The sequence below is a fragment of the Ochrobactrum sp. RH2CCR150 genome, assembly GCA_014138095.1.
Classification (GTDB): domain Bacteria; phylum Pseudomonadota; class Alphaproteobacteria; order Rhizobiales; family Rhizobiaceae; genus Brucella; species Brucella gambitense.
The window spans coordinates 16,423-34,965 of sequence record JACGXE010000012.1; the positions used below are offsets into that span (position 1 = coordinate 16,423).

The following is an 18,543-nucleotide window of genomic DNA, read 5'->3' on the forward strand; positions in this document are numbered from 1 at the left end:
TGTTAAGCGAAAACACCTGCAATCTTCAATCTGCACACAACAAAAGCCCGGCATGAACGCCAAGTCTTTTCGTCGCAGCAACCCTCTCACTCCGCGTAAAGCGGTTCCGCAGTCTTCGTAAATCGGATTCGCGCGATGCGCTACATCTAATTATTTAGAACACTGCCTATAGAACGCATAGTAATCGCTTATACGCCCAGTCCCGTATATTTCGCAGTCGGCAATATCGTCAGCGGCACAACAGTGCTGCGGCTATCAGCAAACATCGCCTGCCGCTCGCGCGGCAATGACTTGAAGAACGGAAAACGCACCGCGACCGCATCGCGAATATTGCGGATCGGCGCGGCCCCCAGCCCAACCTTGATGCCATAGCCCGCATGTTCACGCGCATCGGCCATCATCGACGTGCCGAAAATACGTTTGTAAAACGCCATATGCTCCGGCTTGACCGAAGCAAGGCATTGATCGGCCACGAAAAATTCCGATGCCATCGCGGCAATGCGCAACGTGATATAGGGTATGGCCGGATATTCGCTCAAAAGTTCCGGATCGGCGGCAAAGCGGGTCGGATCGACGAAATGCATGCCGCTATTGAGCAACGGATCGAGGATATCGGGAAACAGCGCATAGCTTGTTCCCTTGCGATGATCTGGCGTGATGTGATGAATGCGCAATGTGCTGACGAGCTGCCCGTCAACATGCACCCCATAGACGAAAGCGTGGCTGTCCCGATCGATATCGTCGACAATGGACGGCACTTCGGCCTCATCCATCACATTGCGGGTACGATAGGAGCGGTAGCGAAGCCGACCGATCTCTTCCAGATCTTCCGCATGGACGATCCGTCGATATTCGACACGATCCAGAAAATGCAGCAGCTGTCGCGCAAAATTGGATAGCGGCGGTTTCTCCCCCGAGACAGCTGAATCAGTCATATAAGCGATTTCCGCACCACCAAATCATGCAAATCATGCACTTCAATTTAGCGCGCAGAATAAGCAGGTTTACCTTCATGTAAAGGTATAAGTTCAATTGTTTATTTCATCCGCTATCCGCCTTTTTGGTGTCACCTGCCCTCCCGTCTGCCGAGACGCTGAATTCCATTCACAAACGTGAAAAGAAGTGCGCAAAAATTCGCTTCAAAAAAAACACAACGCGCTCATCTGACCTCCAGATCGGAACGCGCTTATGTTCTAAAATCCGACTTAACGAGACCAGCCGGAAGCCCTTATAAAGCGTTGGCGATGGCCTGAAAGGCATGCATGGACTCATTCTCCAGTTCCTGCCCATCAACATTATAATTATCGTAAGCCGATGTCTTTGCGATCACGACCTTCTTGGCTGGGTTCACGTAAATGAACTGACCATATATCCCGATCGCAGCGTAATCTCCTTGATGATCAACCGGCAACCACCACTGATAACCGTAGCCAAACGGGACATCGCGTAACGCTCCGGGACGTCCCGGCAGAAGGTAAGGTGCATCCGGGGTTACCGAATCATGCACCCATTGCGCAGGGACCAGCTGTTCGTCGCGATAGTTCTTTCCCTCGTTCAGATAAAGGAGACCAAAACGGGCATAATCACGCAAAACTCCGTTGAGCCCGCCTGCGGCCGCGACCTCCCCGGTCGGGTCTGTCAGCCAATACGCATCGGCCTCGGCACCCAGTTTGGTCCAGAGTTTGTCAGCAAAATATTTTTGCAACGGAACGCCGGTCGCCCCTTCCAGCACCATAGCCAGCACCTGCGTATCCGAAGATACATAGTGGTTGACCGTTCCCTGCGGACGCTCACTCACCAGCCCGGCTGTAAACCGGTTAATCGATCCGCGCTTCATCTCCACGGCATAACGGACAATATCCGAGTTCGGATGACCATATTCTTCGCTGAACTTGATACCGGAAGCCATTTGCAGCACGTTCTTGACCGTGACCCCTTTATAGCCGCCGCCCGCCAGAATTGGCGCGTAGTAATCAACTGCCTGCTCCAGCTTGATTTGGCCATCGTGCACCGCATTTCCGACAAGGAATGAAACGAACGACTTGGACACCGAAAACGCGATGGCCTGCGTCTTCTCCGAATTGCCACGTCTGTATTCCTCATGAACGACGACACCGTCTTTTAGCACGATGAAACCGGTGGTTTTGCTGCGTTCCAGCCATTCAGATAGTTCCCGCATCACGTCTTTATAGAAGAAACTATTCGGCAATGGACGCTCCGCCCTCAACAGCGGACTGACTTCGCCTTCACGCGCAACTCGAACCGACGGATACTGCTTGTAAAGACTACGAAAATTCGCGTCTATGTTCTCGGGCTTGAAGGTCTGGGCATATTGATAAACAACCCAGGCCGTTTGAATTCGACCCCAAAATACAGCGACAATGGCACAAAGAACCAACAAGAAAGCAATAAAAATAAAAAACTTATTGCGAGATACAAACTTCATCCGGACCCCCTATAATATAATTATATCAGTATAATTTAAATATAAATGAAACAAATATCAGTATAGCAGACGACCCTGCTTCAGGCAACCGTACGACCGCCTTCGCGCCATGTGACGGATTTTGTCGTCATGGAGCCGATTGTGTCCGCAGGCAGCGGCATGCCGAGAAGATAGCCCTGCACAAGATCGGCGCCAGCGGCAACGCGAATGAGCGCCAGTTGCTCTTCGGTCTCCACACCTTCGACGGTGACGCCAAGACCCAGCTCATGCGAGAGCTGCGTCACACCGCGCAACAGCATCAGCGACCGGCGGTCGGTGGTGATATCGCGGACAAAGGAACGGTCGACCTTCACCTTGGTTAGCGGCAGCGTGTTGAGATAGCTGAGGCTGGAATAGCCCGTACCGAAATCGTCGAGCGCGATATTGATGCCGGCATTTTTCAGCCGTTGCAGAACCATGGATGTCTTGTTGCGGTCGGCAATGATCGCGCTTTCTGTCACTTCGACTTCCAGACGATGCGCCGGAAGACCGGACTTCTGCAAGGCAGAGGCGATATCGCGGGCAATCTCGCTGCTCTTCAGATCGATGGCCGACAGATTGACGGAAACGCCGATACGATCACCCCAGGTCAGGCAGTCCATGCAGGCCTGTTCCAGCATGAAACGGGTGATATCGGTGATAATGCCCATTTCCTCGGCCAGCGGAATGAATTCGGCTGGCGGCACGTTGCCCAATTCTGGATGCACCCAGCGCGCCAACGCTTCACAGGCAACAATGCGCAGAGACTGCGCACTGACGATTGGCTGGTAGACAACCTTGATTTCATTGTTGCCAATGGCCTGCCGAAGATCAGCCTTGAGCTTCTGGCGGCTGCGATATTTGGTATCCATCGCGCCGACGAAAACCGCCCATTGCCGGTCTTCATGGCCCTTCGCTTCATAAAGCGCCAGATCCGCATTGATATGCATATTGCCGACATCGCAATTGGCAATGTTTTCAATCGCAATACCGGCGCTGATGTCGATATGGACGTGATCACCATCGAGATCATAAACGCCAGACACGACCGACGTGATGTGATCCATGACACCGGTAATTTCCGCCTGCGTCTGGAGATTGAAAACAAACACGACGAATTCGTCGCCGCCAAACCGTGAGACCACAAAGCGCTGCTGGTCGAGCGAATAGAGCCGCTGCGCAAACAGCCGCAACAACACGTCGCCCGTATGGTGGCCGAGCGTATCGTTGACATGCTTGAAGTGGTTGATATCGATGACCACCAAAGCAGCAAGGCTTTCCGGCGACTGTTGAGCGCGCAGCGTGCGCACCATGGTCTCGAAATAGTTACGATTGGGAAGACTGGTCAGACCGTCGAACCGCGCCATGTGCTGAATGCGGGCTTCCGCCTCGACGCGCTGCGTCACATCCTCAAACATGAGAACCGCGCCGTCGCCGACTGTCTGGTTACCGATACATTCTATATAGCGTTCACCGGAAAGCTGGAAAATGTCGCGCGTCTTGCGTCCGGCGACAAGGTCGGTCATGCGGGCGCGGACATTCGCCATATCATTATGCGGAAACAGCCCTTCCCGTGCGCAATAGCGCAGCAGCACTTCCAGCCTGCGCCCATGCAGCTTGGTGTGTTCGGCGATCCGCAGCATCGCCTTGGCCTTGTTGTTGATCACCGCAATCCGCTGCTGGCCGTCGAGCATAAGAAGGCCCTGCGGCATGTTATTGAGCGCGGCATCGAACCGGCCCGCCACAATCGACAAACGCCGCTTGCCCATGACGGCTGCAAAGAGAAACTCACGCAGTCCGTTGGCCATCTCGATATTGGACAGGAAATACGGGATCAGCAGCAGGCCGATGATGATGTGAAAGGGAGTCCCCGCAAGCACAAGCCCGGCCAGCACCGGGATAAGCGTGCAAATCGACATCAAGACGACAGCCTTCGCCGAGGCATAATTGCGCCCGACGATGGAAACGACCGAAGCCAGCAGAATGGTCAGGCTGGCCAGTTCGGCAAAGGGATCCCGCAGCACGAAGATCGAGAAGAAGCACAACATGCCAAGCGTCGCACAAACCAGCGAAGCGCCGATGAGATAGCGCAGTTCCCAGCGGTCGAGATCGGCGGATGTGAGATGGGTGAGCCTGGCGCGATCGAACTGCCGCATGTCGTAGAGACGACCGAGAGCGACAACGGCAAAAAGCCCGGCAAAGCCGATGAAATGCCAGTCGACAGTTTTCACATAGATGACAACACAGGCCACGACATGGGCCAACAAGCCAAACCAGAGCGTGGTGCGATTACCATACAGTGATCGCATGAAAGAAAGCCGCACGTCTGCAGGTATGTCAGGTTTACGGCTCCGCCACATGTCCTTGCTTGTATCCCTATCGTGGGGGCAATTATTGCACTAATGACTTAAAAATATCTTTCGCGAAATGAAACCACAAGCTGTTACCCCCGCCACCATAAGATGTATCCCAATTATTCTCACGGGAACAACTTAACTGCAACCTAGAAAACAGCAATACAACCATAGGCTTTCGTGGCGAAGGCCCTTGAACAATTTAGCTATGAAAGCAGAGTGGAAAAACGAGCTGTATTACGCCTCCCGGCGCGCTGGCTGTTCGCAGGTATTCTACAACAAAACTAGAGAATATCCCCGAATAATAACAGCCGACGGGGAAAACCCGGAGGAAACCACGCTAGTGCGGAATAAATCCCCATCCCGCACTGACGCCCTCAGAGGCTGTGACCACCGTCCACATTGACGATGGTGCCGGTCATGTAGCGGCTAGCATTGGATGCCAGCATCAGCACCACACCGTCCAGATCCTGCGGTTCACCGAGACGGCGCAGCGGATTACGTCCTTTGAAGTAGCCCGCAGCCGGTCCATTGAGCTGTTCTTCATTGATTCGGGTCGGAAACCAGCCCGGCGAGATCGCATTGACGCGAATATCATGTGCGGCCCATTCGAGTGCAAGCGCACGCGTCATCTGGGTGATGCAGGCCTTCGACATGGAATAGGCGGCAGCGCCTTTCTGCGGTCTGTCGCCCAGAATACTGGTCGTATTGATGATGGAACCGCCTGCGCCTTGCGCGATCATGCGGCGTGCAGCTTCCTGCGCCACGAAGAAAGCACCCGCGACATTGACCTCGAAAATATGTTCGAGCATGTCGCGCGTCGTGTCGAGCGCCCGCGCCATATGGGCGACACCAGCATTGTTGAACAGGGTCGAGATCGGCCCGAAACGCTGCTCGGCTTCATCGAAGGCGCGCATGATTTCATCCGGATGGGTGACATCCGCCATGATTTCAAGAACTTCACCGCCCGATGGGCACAGGCTTTCACCTGCATGCGTGCGTGAAATAGAGATCACCCGCGCCCCGTGCCCTGCCAGCACATGCACCATGCGCAAGCCCAGACCCGAGGAGCCTCCCGTCACGGCAATGACCTTGCCCCGGACGGAGAAAAGCTGATCGTCAGTCATACATCCCCTCAACTGCCAATCCATCTTTGCCCCTGGTAGAGCGCATCCCGAAAAGAGTGAAACAATTTTCAGGATGCGCCTCGCTGCAAAATTCTAGAGCACATTCATAGCGGCATTTGAACCGCGCGCAGACGCAAATTTAGCCTTAAATCGGGACAATACACAAAAGGCGCGCGAGCGTGATGAAAAGACGACACTTCCCGCCAATCGCGTGAGGTTATGCTGATGCACATCTTGCCTGAAAACTGTTTCACTCTTTTCGGGATGTGTTCTATTGCAGAAGGCTGAATGCCGCTCCAGATAAGAGCCAAATCAACGGATCCGAGTGCTATGTCGAAGTCCCGCCCCCTGATTGCTGTCCCAACTGACGTCAAACCTTTCGAGAACTACACCTGGCATGCGGCACCGGATCAATATCTGGCTGCAGCAATCGATGTCGCGCAAGTGACACCGCTTCTCGTGCCAAGCTTTGGCGACAAGATGGATCTCGACGCCATTCTCGACGCAGTGGACGGCGTGTTGATCACCGGCTCGAAATCGAACGTCAATCCGTCGCTTTATGGCGTGGAACCGAGTGCCGCTTTCGAACCCTATGACAATGCCCGCGACGCGACCTCGCTGCCGCTGATCCGCGCAGCCATTGAAAAAGGCGTGCCAGTGCTGGCGATCTGCCGCGGCATTCAGGAGTTGAATGTGGCGCTTGGCGGCACACTCGCCACCGAAATTCAGGAATTGCAGGGTCGCATGGACCACCGCGCGCCGGAATCTGAAAGTCAGGCAGAGCGTTTCGCTATCCAGCACCCGATCCGGATCAAGCCGGATTCATGCCTCGGCGCAATTTTGAAAGAAGACAGCGTGCGCGTGAACTCCGTTCACCGTCAGGCTATCGACCGGCTTGCGCCACGCCTTGAAGTGGAAGCTGTGGCTGAAGACGGCACCGTGGAAGCCGTTTCCGTCAAGGACGCAAAGGGCTTTGTTGTCGGCGTCCAGTGGCACCCGGAATATTGGGTCCAGTCCGACGCCCCCTCGCGGAAGATATTCGAAGCCTTTGGCGATGCGGTGCGCGAGCACAAGGGTGGGGAATAGGGGAATAGGGGAATAGGGGAATAGGGGAATAGGGGAATAGGGGAATAGGGGAATAGGGGAATAGGGTGATTGACGCAGAGGCGTCTATCAAGCTCCTTCTTCACTTACTCCCCTACTGCCTTACTCCCCTACTCCCTTAACATGCACCGTTTCCGGCACCGGCGTGATCGCCTTGCCGGTATCAAACCATGAGATGAGATTGTCGATCACCAGATCCGCCATGGCCTGACGGGTCTTATGCGAGGCCGATGCGATATGCGGCAGCAAAACCGTGTTTGGCGCATCGAGCAGGCCTTGCGGCACTGACGGTTCATTCGAGAAAACGTCCAGACCCGCAGCGGCGATGGTGCCATTGTTCAGCGCCGCAGCCAGCGCGTCCTCATCGACCAGCGAGCCGCGACCGACATTGATCAGCACGCCATCGGGCCCGAGCGCTTGCAGCACTTCGGCATTGACCGCCTTGGCAGTTTCCGCACCGCCCGGAGCAACTAGAATAAGCGTGTCTACCGCCTTGGCCAGCTCAAGCAGGCTCGGATGATAATCGTAAGCGACACCCTCAGCCTTGGTGCGATTGTGATAGGAAACCGGCAGGCCGAAAGCCTCCACACGATGGGCGACCGCCTTGCCGATACGGCCAAGGCCGAAAATGCCGACCTTGCGTCCACGCAGCGACAGCTTTGACAGCGGATAACGGCCTTCCTTTTCCCAACGGCCCGCACGCAGGAATTCTTGCGACTTCGACAATTCGCGCACGGTGTCGATCAGGAGACCAAGCGCCGTATCCGCCACTTCGTCGGTCAGTACGTCTGGCGTGTTGGTGACCATCACATTTCGGGCAGCGGCATATTTGGCGTCAACCGCATCATAACCAACGCCGAAATTGCCGATGATTTTCAGGTTGGGCAAAGCGTCGATCAGCGCCGCATCGACGGTGGACATGCTGGCAATGCCCTGCACGTCGCCCGCCCAGGCCGCATCGACCAGCGCCGCATCACCGCGCGGAATACGGCGGACGGAAAACTCCCCGGACAGACGGTCGACGGCATAATCGTTGAAGTTTCCGAGCACCAGAACGGTTGCGTCGCGCTTGGTCATGACAATATTCCTCTGGGAAGCATTTCGCAGTTCACGGGGAGACCGGCGACCGGTCTGGGTGAACCGGACCCGGAGCGGGGGAAATCAGGGATGTTTGGGCTTGGACGTCGATTGCCTTATATGCAGTTCCGGCTTGATGAGTTCCTGCGTCGAGGCAACCTCGACACCGTTCAACTGATCGAGCAGAGCGCGGGCGGCGCGGCGGCCAACTTCGCGCTGGCCGTTCCAGACGGTTGTAAGCGCAGGCGTGGCAATGGCCGCCTCTTCCAGATCGTCATAGCCGGTGACGGAAATATCGTCGCCCGGCACCAGTCCGGCGCGCGCGATCCCGTTCATCAGGCCGATTGCGGTCAAATCATTCCAGCAGACGGCGGCGGTCGGCTTGTCCTTCAAGGCGAGGAACTGCGGCGCGACTTCGAACCCGCCCTGCTTGGTACGCGGACCCGCAATGCGCCAGTCGTCGCGAATTTCCAGCCCGGCTTTGTCCATCGCCTGCACATAGCCGCGATAACGGTCACGGCCGGTCGAGGTCTGGTCGGTACCGCCAATCATCGCAATGCGCTTGTGACCAAGTGAAATCAGATGGTTGGTGGCAAGGCCGACGCCATAGGCATCGTCGCCGCGAAACACCGGCGCGTGAACGCCTTCGACACTGCGCGCGATGAACACGACCGGCAGGCCGTTATCCTCGGCAATCTGGATATCTTCCGGTGGCGTGCCGATGGCGGGCGACATGATCACGCCGTCAGCGCCAAGCTGCAAAAGCGTATCCATGAAGGTGCGCTGCTTTTCCAGCTGATCGTAATGATTGGAAAGAATGAAGGTCTGGCGCGACCGGTCGAGTTCCGATTCGATGGATTTCAGAATTTCCGCGAAGAACGGGTTCATGATGTCATGCACCACGACACCGACGATCCCTGACCGTGATGTACGCAGGCTCGCTGCCCGACGATTATAGATATAACCGATGGCGCGGGCATGTTCCTTGATCTTCTCACGGGTCTGGTCGGCGACAAGCGGACTGTCGCGCAGCGCAAGCGAAACGGTAGCTGTCGAAACACCCAGCGCATCAGCGATGGTCGAAAGCTTGATTTTCTGGGCCAAGTCGCCTCCCCCAACGGTCCATGCCACGAACACCCCTATGTCTCACGTCACACGGGCGTCATCATTAAAACGGTTATGCCATTGCAATTATTGAATTGGAAGTTTTTTTGGCAGTAACCCGTAGCCGGATTTGCTTATTCGGCTTCGTCGTCGTCGCTGGCATCGGACGATGGTTCTTCAACCACACGCGAGAGACCACGCAGCGCAAGATTGCCTTCCATACGGCCAAGCATTTTCAGGAAAGTCTTGCGTTCCTTCTTGTCGAGACCCTTCAGCATGTCCTTGTCGGTCTTGCGGATGGATTTCTCGATCGCCTTGATCGTCTCAAGCCCGGCCTGGGTGAGATAGACATGCGACTGGCGCTGATCGGTTTCGGACGCACGCTTGGCGACAAAGCCCTGCCCTTGCAGGCGCGCAATCGTCTTGGTGATGGTCGGCGGGCGCACACCGAGGCGCTGCGCAAGCACGCCGGGCGTCAGTCCGTCTTCAGCAGCGAGTTGCAGCATGACTGCGTCCTGCCCGGCATAAAGTCCCTGTTCCAGAAGCCGTGTGGCCAGAACTGTTCTTGAAAGACGCGCGACGGATTGTAACCGGTAAAGTACAACCGCTTTATTGTCCTTGTTCATTGCCACCTCACCCTTTGTTGCGACTTCATTTTGTCGCTCGATCGACATTGCCCGAGATGTTTATAGCGTAAAATATTGTCCGACTTATGAAACAACAAGGTTAAAAACGTTCCGCTAAATCAAAAGCCAGTCTTGTCGCCGCTCGGCTTGCCCCTCCGGCGAACCGAGTTTAGGTTCAGGGCCCGATAAACAAAGTGAGGAAAACATGACGGAACTGCGCGATCAGAACAGCGATATGATTGTCGTCCTGCCCCTTGGCGCACACGAACAGCATGGCCCTCATCTGCCATTCGAGACGGATACGATTATCGCGGAAGGTATTGTCGCGCGGGTTGGCGAGGCGATTCCGGCTGGTCTGAACGTCAACTTCCTGCCGGTACAGCCTGTCGGCTATTCCATCGAACATATGGATACGGAAGGCACCCAGAGCCTTGCCTTTTCGGAAGCGGTCAACCAGTGGATCGGCATCGGCGAAAATCTGCACGCGGGCGGCATCCGCAAGCTGGTCATGCTCAACGCCCATGGTGGCAATTCGCCTTTGATGACCATCGTTGCCACTGAATTGCGTGTCCGCCTTGGCATGCTTGCGGTCGCAACCAGTTGGACTCGCTTCGGCCTTCCCGAAGGCCTGATCACTCCGGAAGAGAAGGCGCTCGACATCCATGGCGGTTTTATCGAAACCTCGGTGATGCTGGCCCTGCGACCCGACCTCGTGGACATGTCGAAAGCTCGTAATTTCAGCAATGCGCAGTCCGGCTTTGCTCAGGAGTTCAAATATCTGCGCGCCTATGGCCCGCATGCGTTTGGCTGGAAAATGCATGACCTGAATGCCGACGGCGTTGCAGGCAATGCTGCTGCCGCGACGGCAGACGCAGGCGAAAAGCTGATCGCCAATGCCGTGTCCGGCTTTGTCGATCTGCTGCGCGACGTCGACCGCTTCGATCTGGCGCGGTTCAAATCCTGAAGCGGGAAACCGCGCGTTTCCGGTCAATCCGACCAGCGGTTCATCAATGGCGGGAATGTGATGCGGCAGATGTAATAATATAGCGTTGCATATGGTATTACTGTCGTCGTTCCCTTATATGAATTGTCCGATCTGAAGCCCCGTTATGCGCCTTTGTGCGCCGACCGATCCGGGGCCGTAACTTCAAGAGGCAAGACCATGAGCCAGGCTGAAGCCCAAACCACAGCAGAGGCGACCACTGAAGCTGGCCGCATTCCCGTTACCGTTCTGACCGGTTATCTGGGCTCGGGCAAGACCACCCTTCTCAACCGCATTCTGACCGAGAATCACGGCAAGCGTTATGCCGTGATCGTCAATGAATTCGGCGAGATCGGCATCGACAACGACCTGATCGTCGAGTCGGATGAAGAAATCTACGAAATGAACAATGGCTGCATCTGCTGCACCGTGCGTGGCGACCTGATCCGCGTGGTTGAAGGTCTGATGCGCCGCCCGGGCCGCTTCGACGCCATCGTCGTGGAAACCACCGGCCTTGCCGATCCGGTTCCTGTCGCACAGACCTTCTTCATGGATGACGACGTGCGCGCCAAGACCGGCCTCGACGCTGTTGTCGCGCTGGTCGATGCCAAGCATCTGCCGCTGCGCCTCAAGGACAGCCGCGAAGCCGAAGACCAGATTGCCTTTGCCGATGTGGTGCTGATCAACAAGACCGATCTGGTAACGCCGCAGGAACTGGCCACCATTGAAGCGACCGTGCGCGCCATCAATCCGCATGCCGTGATTCACCGCACCGAGCGCGCTTCGATCCCGCTTGAGCGCGTTCTCGACCGTGGCGCCTTCGACCTGAAGCGCGTTTTGGAAAACGATCCGCATTTCCTCGACCATGATCACCCGGATCATGTTTGCGGACCGGATTGCGATCACGATCACGGGCATGACCACCATCATCATGATCATCACGGGCACGACCACCACGCGCATGATCACGACCATGATCATCATCACCATGACCACGATCATGTCTGCGGCCCGGACTGTGACCACGATCATCACCATCATGACCACGCCTCGCCGATCCATGATGTCACCGTAAAGTCCGTTTCGTTGCGGGCCGGTGACATCGATCCGGCGAAATTCTTCCCGTGGATTCAGAACATCACCCAGACCCAAGGGCCGAATATTCTGCGCCTCAAGGGCATCATCGCTTTCAAGGACGATCCGGACCGCTATGTGGTTCAAGGCGTTCACATGATCATCGAAGGCGATCACCAGCGCGCATGGAAGCCGGAAGAAAAGCGGGAAAGCCGCCTTGTCTTCATCGGACGCGAACTCGACCCGGCTGAATTGAAAGCCGGTTTCGAAAACTGCCAAGTTAAATAAGAAATACTGGACACTGATGCCTACAGTTGCCCCGCTTGACCTCGAAGGTCATTGCCTCCATGCACGCTTCATTGGCGGCGTTCCATTTTTTGCCATGGCCGATGGGACGATCCACCGGCTCGATAACGGCAACCAGAGTTCAACGGCCCATGACGGGCTGTTGAGCGCTGCGGTTTCCGTTGACGGCAAATCACTCATCACCGGCGGCGAAGACGGTCGCGTCTGCCGCACCGATGCCAACGGCACGGTGACCGAACTTGCCAAAGTTCCGCGCAAGTGGATGACGGCGGTTGCTGCCGGTCCCGGCGGCACGGTCGGCTTTGCATCGGGCCGCTCGGCCTGGGTGCGCAGTTCTGATGGCAAAGTGCAGGAATTCCCGCAGGAACGTAGCGTTGAAGGCATTGCCTTTGCGCCAAAGGGCCAGCGGCTTGCGATTGCTCGTTACAACGGCGCAACGCTGATCTGGACTGGCACGGCAGCCAAGCCTGCCGAACTGGAATGGAAAGGCGCGCATATCGGCGTCATTTTCTCGCCCGATGGCCGCTTTCTCATCACCTCGATGCAGGAAAATGCCTTGCATGGCTGGCGTCTCGAAGACACCAAACACATGCGCATGACCGGCTATCCGGCAAAGGTGAAGGACTGGTCATGGAGCGTGAAGGCCAAGTGGCTTGCAACGTCCGGTGCACCTGCGGCCATTGTCTGGCCTTTTGCAGGCAAGGACGGCCCGATGGGCAAGGCCCCGCTTGAGCTTGGCCTGCGCGGCGACAGCATGGTGACGGCGGTTGCCTGCCATCCCGTCGAGGACATCGTCGCCATCGGTTATAATGACGGCATGATCATGCTGGTTCGTTTTGCTGATCAGAAGGAAGTTCTGCTGCGCCGCCCCGGCAAGGGCGCGGTCTCCAGCATGGGCTGGGACGATCAGGGCCACCGCCTCGCCTTCGGTTCGGAAGCGGGGGATTGTGGAATCGTGGATATTACGAGCTGAGATATAGGGGAATAAGGGAGTAAGGCAGTAGGGGAATAGGTTTTAAGAGAGTGTCAGGCACTTCTCGCCCAACATACTCCCCTATTCCCTTATTCCCCTACTCACCTAAAACTCAGGGTCTCTTCATCGAAACCGCAGGTGCACCGTCCGGTCCGAGCGATGCGACCCACTGGCTGATCGCGGCGGCATCCTTGTCACCAAGCATGTGATCGGCATCAATCGTGCGCGAATCGACGCGTGCGCCGCTGGAGCGCAGAAGCGCTGAGAGTGCTGGCGCAAACGGCGAATAGAGCTTATCTTCGTCACCGGTGATCGTCAGCACGCGCGTCTTGCTCAGATTGGCGACCGGCGTATTGTCCAGCACCGGCATCGAGCGCATCAGCACAGCGCGTTTCACCAGATCGGGATGCAACATCATGGTTGCCGCCAGCAGATTGGCGCCGTTCGAATAACCCACAAAGGTCGCATGGGTGAGGTCGAGGTCCTTGTCGTCGGCAAGACGCGTCAGGAACGTCACGAAAGCATTGGCTTCGAGCTTGATATCCTTCTGGTCGAACTTGACCGGCGTGATGCGCTTGTACCAGCGCGTACCGCCGTCCTGCATGACGCGACCGCGAATGCCGAGCAGCGTCGCGCGCGGCCAGATCTTGGATGCCAGCGGAATGAGGCTGGTTTCATTACCACCCGAACCGTGCAGCAGGATAACCAGCTCGTTGGACGCCTTTTCCGGCGTATAGAAGCGGTGAATGAACTGCTTGCTGCGGGAAAAATTCTGTTCCGGCGTGATTTCCGTATCCATCTTCTTCTCGCGCATGGTGACGCCTTCACCGAGCTTCGGGGCGCCTTCTTCTTCTTTCATCGAAGCGGCGATGCCGCTCAGTGCCTTGCCCTGACCTTTCGTGGAAACAGCCACAGGCTGCCCCTCAGCAAAAGCCGAGCCGGTCGATACCATAAGCGCAGCCGCCAAAGCGGCAATAAACATCTTCTTTACCATGATCTCTACATAGCCAACGAGACGTTAACGAAGGTTTGAAAGCAGCACGAGGAAAGAGGCCATACGTGCCAGCCTTCGCGGCGAATGCAACTCCCTTAACAGCAGAGATTGAGCGAGAATATGGCAGAATAACGAAAAATTTCGACGTGTTACAATTCTGTTACAAGTTGGGAAAAGCATCAACAATGCGTGAGCCACAAACTAGTGGTGAAAACACCATGTTTCTGACGCGTTCAGCGTCAAAATAGGATATTATTCCAGGAGGATGGATAACGGACATGAGCAGCTTCAAACCCGGTCGTCTTTCGCATGCCCGTCTCACACATGATGTGGTGACACCGAAAAACATCTATCTGCATCGCCGCCAGTTTATGGCCGGTCTCGGCGCGCTTGCCACAATAGGCGCCATTGGGGGCTTCGCATCCTCGGCATTTGCAGATCCGCTCAAAGCCGCCGCCTCTGCCTACAAGGTCGATGAAAAGCTGACGCCGAAGGAAGACGTCACCACCTATAATAATTTTTACGAGTTCGGCACCGACAAGAGCGATCCTTCCGCCAATTCCGCGGATTACAAACCGCTGCCCTGGAAGCTGACCGTCGACGGGCTGGTGAAACAGTCGAAAGAGTTCGACATGCGCGACCTGATCGCCAAAATGCCGCTTGAGGAACGCATCTACCGTATGCGCTGCGTCGAGGCGTGGTCGATGGTGATCCCATGGATCGGCTTTCCGCTTGCAAGCCTGCTGTCGCAGGTCGAGCCGCTCGGTTCCGCCAAATATATCGCCTTCACCGGTGTCGTGCGCCCCGAGGAAATGCCCGGCCAAAAAGGGCTGTTTCAGGTGCTGGACTGGCCCTATGTCGAAGGGCTGCGGCTTGATGAAGCCCGGCATCCGCTGACCATTCTCGCCGTCGGGCTTTATGGCGAGACGCTACCCAATGCCAATGGCGCGCCGATCCGCCTTGTTGTGCCGTGGAAATACGGCTTCAAAGGCATCAAGGCCATTACCCGCATCTCCTTTGTCGAAAAGCAGCCGCCCACCTCCTGGCAGCAGCAAGCTGCCAATGAATATGGCTTCTATGCCAATGTGAACCCGGCGGTCGATCATCCGCGCTGGAGCCAGGCAAGCGAACGACGCATCGGCGAAGACAGTTTCTTCGCCTCAAGCCGCCGCCCGACCTTGCCCTTCAACGGCTATGCGGACGAGGTCGCATCACTCTATGCCGACATGGACCTGAAGGCGAATTACTGACATGACGGCTGAGAGGGCAGCGACAAGCGAAACGCGCAGGAAAAAGCCGACGGGTCGCAAATCCGATGGCTGGAAGGTCTGGCTTCTCTATGCGGTCGGGTTCGTTCCGGCAGTCTGGACCTTCTATCTCGGCGCGACTGGCGGTCTTGGCGCTGATCCGGTCAAGACATTCGAACATACGCTTGGTCTCTGGACGCTGCGCTTCCTGATCCTGACACTGCTCGTGACTCCGATCCGCGATCTGAGCGGTATCAGCCTGCTGCGCTATCGCCGGGCGCTCGGTCTTCTCGCCTTCTATTATGCGCTCATGCATTTCGCGACCTATATGGTGCTCGATCAGGCGCTGAATTTCCCGGTGATCCTAGCCGATATTCTCCGCCGCCCCTTCATCACCATCGGCATGGTCAGCCTCGCTTTGCTGGTGCCGCTGGCGCTGACATCCAACAACTGGTCGATCCGACGGCTCGGACGCCGCTGGACCAGCCTGCACAGACTGGTCTATGTCGCCATCGCAGGCGGTGCGATCCATTTCATCATGTCGGTAAAAAGCTGGCCTGCGGAGCCGATCATCTACGCCGCTATTGTCGCAACGCTGCTTCTGTGGCGCGTGGTGCGTCCCTACAGAAGTAGCCGCAAGACCATCGCGCCGCGTCCGCGCGGAGAGGCCGTCGCCGTCAAGAAGTAACAGCTTATAGAAGCTTCAGTTTTTAAAGCTTCCAGTCTATCGAGATAAATTTCTCCATTTTCTGGATAGGCACTGACATAGTGCCGCAAATCATGTCAGTATCGCCGCAGATTCCTCATTTATTACTGCAACCGGCGAGCACTGAGGCACATGACGTCTATTTTGAGATCGGCGCCCGTTCGCATCGCAGGCAAGTTTATCTTCGTCGTTTTTGCTCTTATCTTTGCGATCTGGGCAAGTTTTGCGATGTGGTATCAGTTGCCATTTGGCAGCGTTGTTCGCCAGGCGGTCATCGCGCTTTGGCTGCTCATCACGCTTTGGATTGTCGCCGGAGAACGGCAATTCTCATGCTGGCGCAAACGACTGTTCTTCTGCCTTCTCGCCCTCATCATTCTCGGCTGGTGGACGACAATCCGCCCTTCCCTCGACCGGATATGGGCTCCCGATGTTGCACGCACCGTCACCGGCAAGGTGGATGGCGACATGGTCACTTTGTTCAATGTCCGCGATTTCGAATGGCGCACGACCGAAGACTTTACGGAAAACTGGAAAGACGAAACCTACGATCTGAGCACGATCACGTCGGTGGATATCTACCTGTCCTATTGGTCGAGCCCGGCCATCGCCCACACGCTGCTTTCCTTCGGCTTTGCTGACGGACGTCATGTGGTCTTTTCCGGCGAAATCCGCCGCGAGCATCATGAGGTTTTTTCGTCCATTGGCGGCTTTTTCCGCGAATTCGAGCTGGCGATGATCGCCGCCGAGGAACGGGATATCATCTATCTGCGCACCAATGTCCGCAAGGAAGACGTCTATCGCTATCAGGTCAAACTGCCGCCCGGACCGGCCAGGCAATTGTTCCTGTCCTATGTAGAACGCGGCAACCAGCTGGCCGCCAAGGCAGAGTTCTATAATACGGTGACCACAAACTGCACAACCATGATCTTCGGCATGGCGCGCCTGCTCGACCCGACATTCCCGTTCGACTACCGTATTCTGCTGTCAGGCTATCTGCCGGGTTATCTCTATGACAATCACTGGATCGAGAATGGCGGCTCTCTGGAAGAAGTACGCCAGCGCGCATCCATCGATGCAAAGGCACAGGCAGGCGGACGCGACGGCTTTTCGCAACGCATCCGCGAATAAAAAGCCCCGCAAAAGCGGGGCTTTCTCATGCATTCGCGCTGAAATCAGATCGCAGCGGTGATGATGATCTCGACCTTGTACTCCGGCGTTGCAAGCGCTGCTTCACCGGTTGCGCGGGCTGGCGTGTTGGCCGGATCGACCCAGGCGTCCCAGACAGCGTTCATTTCGGCGAAATCCTTCATATCGGCCATCCAGATGATCGCCTGGAGGATCTTGGACTTGTCCGAACCGGCTTCCTCGAGCAGGCGATCCACTTCAGCCAGAACGGCCTTGGTCTGATCGGTCACGCTGGCGCCCGGCTTGCCTACCTGACCGGCGAGGTAAACAGTATTGCCGTGAACCACGGCCTGGCTCATGCGCGGACCAACTCCGATGCGACGGATGCTCATGGTGAACTCCTCTGAATGCTGCTGCGGAAAGTGCTCCGCATTGGAAAAAATGTGCGCTCTCTTATGGAAGCCCGGGCGCTGTTTGGCAATGGCATTGCCATGCGCAATCGCTTAATTTCAAAAACAGGAGGAACGACTATGGAGAAGCCGCTTGCCGACATTTACCGGGATTATATTGCCTGCCTGAACCGACAGGATTGGGGTAATCTCGGGCGCTTCGTCCATCAGGCGGTCGCGCATAATAACAGGCCTTTCGGACTGGCTGGCTATCGCGCCATGCTGGAGCAGGATTTCAAGGCGATCCCCGACCTCCAATTCAATATAGAACTGCTCGTCAGCGAACCGCCGACTGTCGCCGCGCGCCTGGCATTCGACTGCACACCCATTGGCGTCTTGTTCGGCCTGCCGGTCAACGGCCGTAAGATCCGGTTTGCGGAAAACGTCTTTTACACCTTTGAGAATGGCCTTATAAAAGCGGTCTGGTCGATTATCGACAGAGCAGCCATCGAAGCGCAGCTTTGATCGCATCTGCGGATTGACTCTTGAGGCCCCTCCCCCTATAAGCCGCGTCACGTTCGCCCGCGCGGGTTAACGGATGGTTTGCGCTGTCCGCCGCAAGGGAAAAGAACCAGCTCCTGTTCATGCGAGCATGATCCCGGAAACGGGAAACCGGCTTCGGGCCAGATCATGTTCAACTGAAAAACAGAATTAAGAAGGGCCGCACACCGCGGTATTAAAAAAATGAAGCGCACTTATCAGCCATCCAAGATCGTCCGCAAGCGTCGTCACGGTTTCCGTGCACGCATGGCTACCACCGGCGGCCGCAAGGTTCTCGCCGCTCGCCGTTCGCGCGGCCGTAAGCGGCTTTCCGCTTAATCTTTTCCCGCG

General features: G+C 56.4%; 18 protein-coding genes. 9 read left to right on the forward strand and 9 right to left on the reverse strand.

Translation table 11 applies throughout. From position 1 onward, the window contains the following. Positions 1-188: 188 nt before the first annotated feature. The 4 genes from FHW03_RS19820 to FHW03_RS19835 form a co-directional block, all read right to left on the reverse strand. On the reverse strand, positions 189-935 hold the full coding sequence (locus FHW03_RS19820; RefSeq protein WP_078341224.1) for an acetyltransferase: 747 nt from the start codon (positions 933-935) through the stop codon (positions 189-191). A 293-nt stretch (positions 936-1,228) separates the two neighbouring features. Next, positions 1,229-2,446: a serine hydrolase gene (locus tag FHW03_RS19825; RefSeq protein WP_182522194.1), complete on the reverse strand. Its 1,218-nt coding sequence runs from the start codon at positions 2,444-2,446 to the stop codon at positions 1,229-1,231. An 80-nt stretch (positions 2,447-2,526) separates the two neighbouring features. After that, entirely contained in the window at positions 2,527-4,824 is a 2,298-nt protein-coding gene (locus FHW03_RS19830; protein WP_182522195.1) for an EAL domain-containing protein, read from the reverse strand. Positions 4,825-5,195: 371 nt separating this feature from the next. Further along, positions 5,196-5,945, reverse strand: a complete 750-nt coding sequence (locus FHW03_RS19835; protein ID WP_182522196.1) for an SDR family oxidoreductase — start codon at positions 5,943-5,945, stop codon at positions 5,196-5,198. Between the two features lie 330 nt (positions 5,946-6,275). Between FHW03_RS19835 and FHW03_RS19840 the strand changes: the two genes are divergently transcribed. After that, positions 6,276-7,031: a gamma-glutamyl-gamma-aminobutyrate hydrolase family protein gene (locus FHW03_RS19840; RefSeq protein ID WP_182522197.1), complete on the forward strand. Its 756-nt coding sequence runs from the start codon at positions 6,276-6,278 to the stop codon at positions 7,029-7,031. Positions 7,032-7,151: 120 nt separating this feature from the next. Here FHW03_RS19840 and FHW03_RS19845 read toward each other — a convergent pair whose 3' ends face one another. From FHW03_RS19845 to FHW03_RS19855, 3 genes are all read right to left on the reverse strand, one after another. Continuing rightward, positions 7,152-8,126: a 2-hydroxyacid dehydrogenase gene (locus FHW03_RS19845; protein ID WP_182522198.1), complete on the reverse strand. Its 975-nt coding sequence runs from the start codon at positions 8,124-8,126 to the stop codon at positions 7,152-7,154. An 84-nt stretch (positions 8,127-8,210) separates the two neighbouring features. Beyond that, positions 8,211-9,230, reverse strand: a complete 1,020-nt coding sequence (locus FHW03_RS19850) for a LacI family DNA-binding transcriptional regulator (RefSeq protein WP_078339941.1) — start codon at positions 9,228-9,230, stop codon at positions 8,211-8,213. 134 nt (positions 9,231-9,364) lie between these two features. Next, positions 9,365-9,856 carry a MarR family transcriptional regulator gene (locus FHW03_RS19855; RefSeq protein WP_182522199.1) on the reverse strand — a complete coding sequence of 164 codons (492 nt, stop codon included), beginning with the start codon at positions 9,854-9,856 and terminating at the stop codon, positions 9,365-9,367. A 205-nt stretch (positions 9,857-10,061) separates the two neighbouring features. On the opposite strand from FHW03_RS19855, the gene FHW03_RS19860 reads away from it, so the two are divergent. The 3 genes from FHW03_RS19860 to FHW03_RS19870 all read left to right on the forward strand — a co-directional run bounded on the left by FHW03_RS19860 (position 10,062) and on the right by FHW03_RS19870 (position 13,191). Next, positions 10,062-10,820 carry a creatininase family protein gene (locus FHW03_RS19860; protein ID WP_182522200.1) on the forward strand — a complete coding sequence of 253 codons (759 nt, stop codon included), beginning with the start codon at positions 10,062-10,064 and terminating at the stop codon, positions 10,818-10,820. Between the two features lie 198 nt (positions 10,821-11,018). After that, positions 11,019-12,200, forward strand: coding sequence for a GTP-binding protein (locus tag FHW03_RS19865; protein ID WP_182522201.1), 1,182 nt, complete (start codon positions 11,019-11,021; stop codon positions 12,198-12,200). A gap of 16 nt (positions 12,201-12,216) precedes the next feature. Next, the gene (locus FHW03_RS19870) at positions 12,217-13,191 is read left to right on the forward strand and encodes a WD40 repeat domain-containing protein (protein ID WP_182522202.1); all 975 of its coding nucleotides are present in this window, start codon (positions 12,217-12,219) and stop codon (positions 13,189-13,191) included. Between the two features lie 112 nt (positions 13,192-13,303). Here the strand turns inward: FHW03_RS19870 and FHW03_RS19875 are convergent, their stop codons facing one another. Further along, entirely contained in the window at positions 13,304-14,185 is an 882-nt protein-coding gene (locus FHW03_RS19875) for an alpha/beta hydrolase (protein WP_182522203.1), read from the reverse strand. Positions 14,186-14,463: 278 nt separating this feature from the next. On the opposite strand from FHW03_RS19875, the gene msrP reads away from it, so the two are divergent. From msrP to FHW03_RS19890, 3 genes are all read left to right on the forward strand, one after another. Further along, positions 14,464-15,435: a protein-methionine-sulfoxide reductase catalytic subunit MsrP gene (gene msrP / locus FHW03_RS19880; RefSeq protein WP_182522204.1), complete on the forward strand. Its 972-nt coding sequence runs from the start codon at positions 14,464-14,466 to the stop codon at positions 15,433-15,435. A 1-nt stretch (position 15,436) separates the two neighbouring features. After that, the gene (gene msrQ, locus FHW03_RS19885) at positions 15,437-16,120 is read left to right on the forward strand and encodes a protein-methionine-sulfoxide reductase heme-binding subunit MsrQ (RefSeq protein WP_182522205.1); all 684 of its coding nucleotides are present in this window, start codon (positions 15,437-15,439) and stop codon (positions 16,118-16,120) included. Between the two features lie 150 nt (positions 16,121-16,270). Further along, positions 16,271-17,266, forward strand: coding sequence for a DUF4105 domain-containing protein (locus FHW03_RS19890; RefSeq protein ID WP_182522206.1), 996 nt, complete (start codon positions 16,271-16,273; stop codon positions 17,264-17,266). Between the two features lie 44 nt (positions 17,267-17,310). Here the strand turns inward: FHW03_RS19890 and FHW03_RS19895 are convergent, their stop codons facing one another. Next, entirely contained in the window at positions 17,311-17,655 is a 345-nt protein-coding gene (locus FHW03_RS19895) for a RidA family protein (protein ID WP_182522207.1), read from the reverse strand. A gap of 138 nt (positions 17,656-17,793) precedes the next feature. Here FHW03_RS19895 and FHW03_RS19900 point away from each other — a divergent pair, with 138 nt between their 5' ends. Next, positions 17,794-18,177: an ester cyclase gene (locus FHW03_RS19900; RefSeq protein WP_182522208.1), complete on the forward strand. Its 384-nt coding sequence runs from the start codon at positions 17,794-17,796 to the stop codon at positions 18,175-18,177. Positions 18,178-18,396: 219 nt separating this feature from the next. Then, positions 18,397-18,531 carry a 50S ribosomal protein L34 gene (gene rpmH / locus FHW03_RS19905; protein ID WP_006467565.1) on the forward strand — a complete coding sequence of 45 codons (135 nt, stop codon included), beginning with the start codon at positions 18,397-18,399 and terminating at the stop codon, positions 18,529-18,531. The last annotated feature ends 12 nt before the right edge of the window (positions 18,532-18,543 follow it).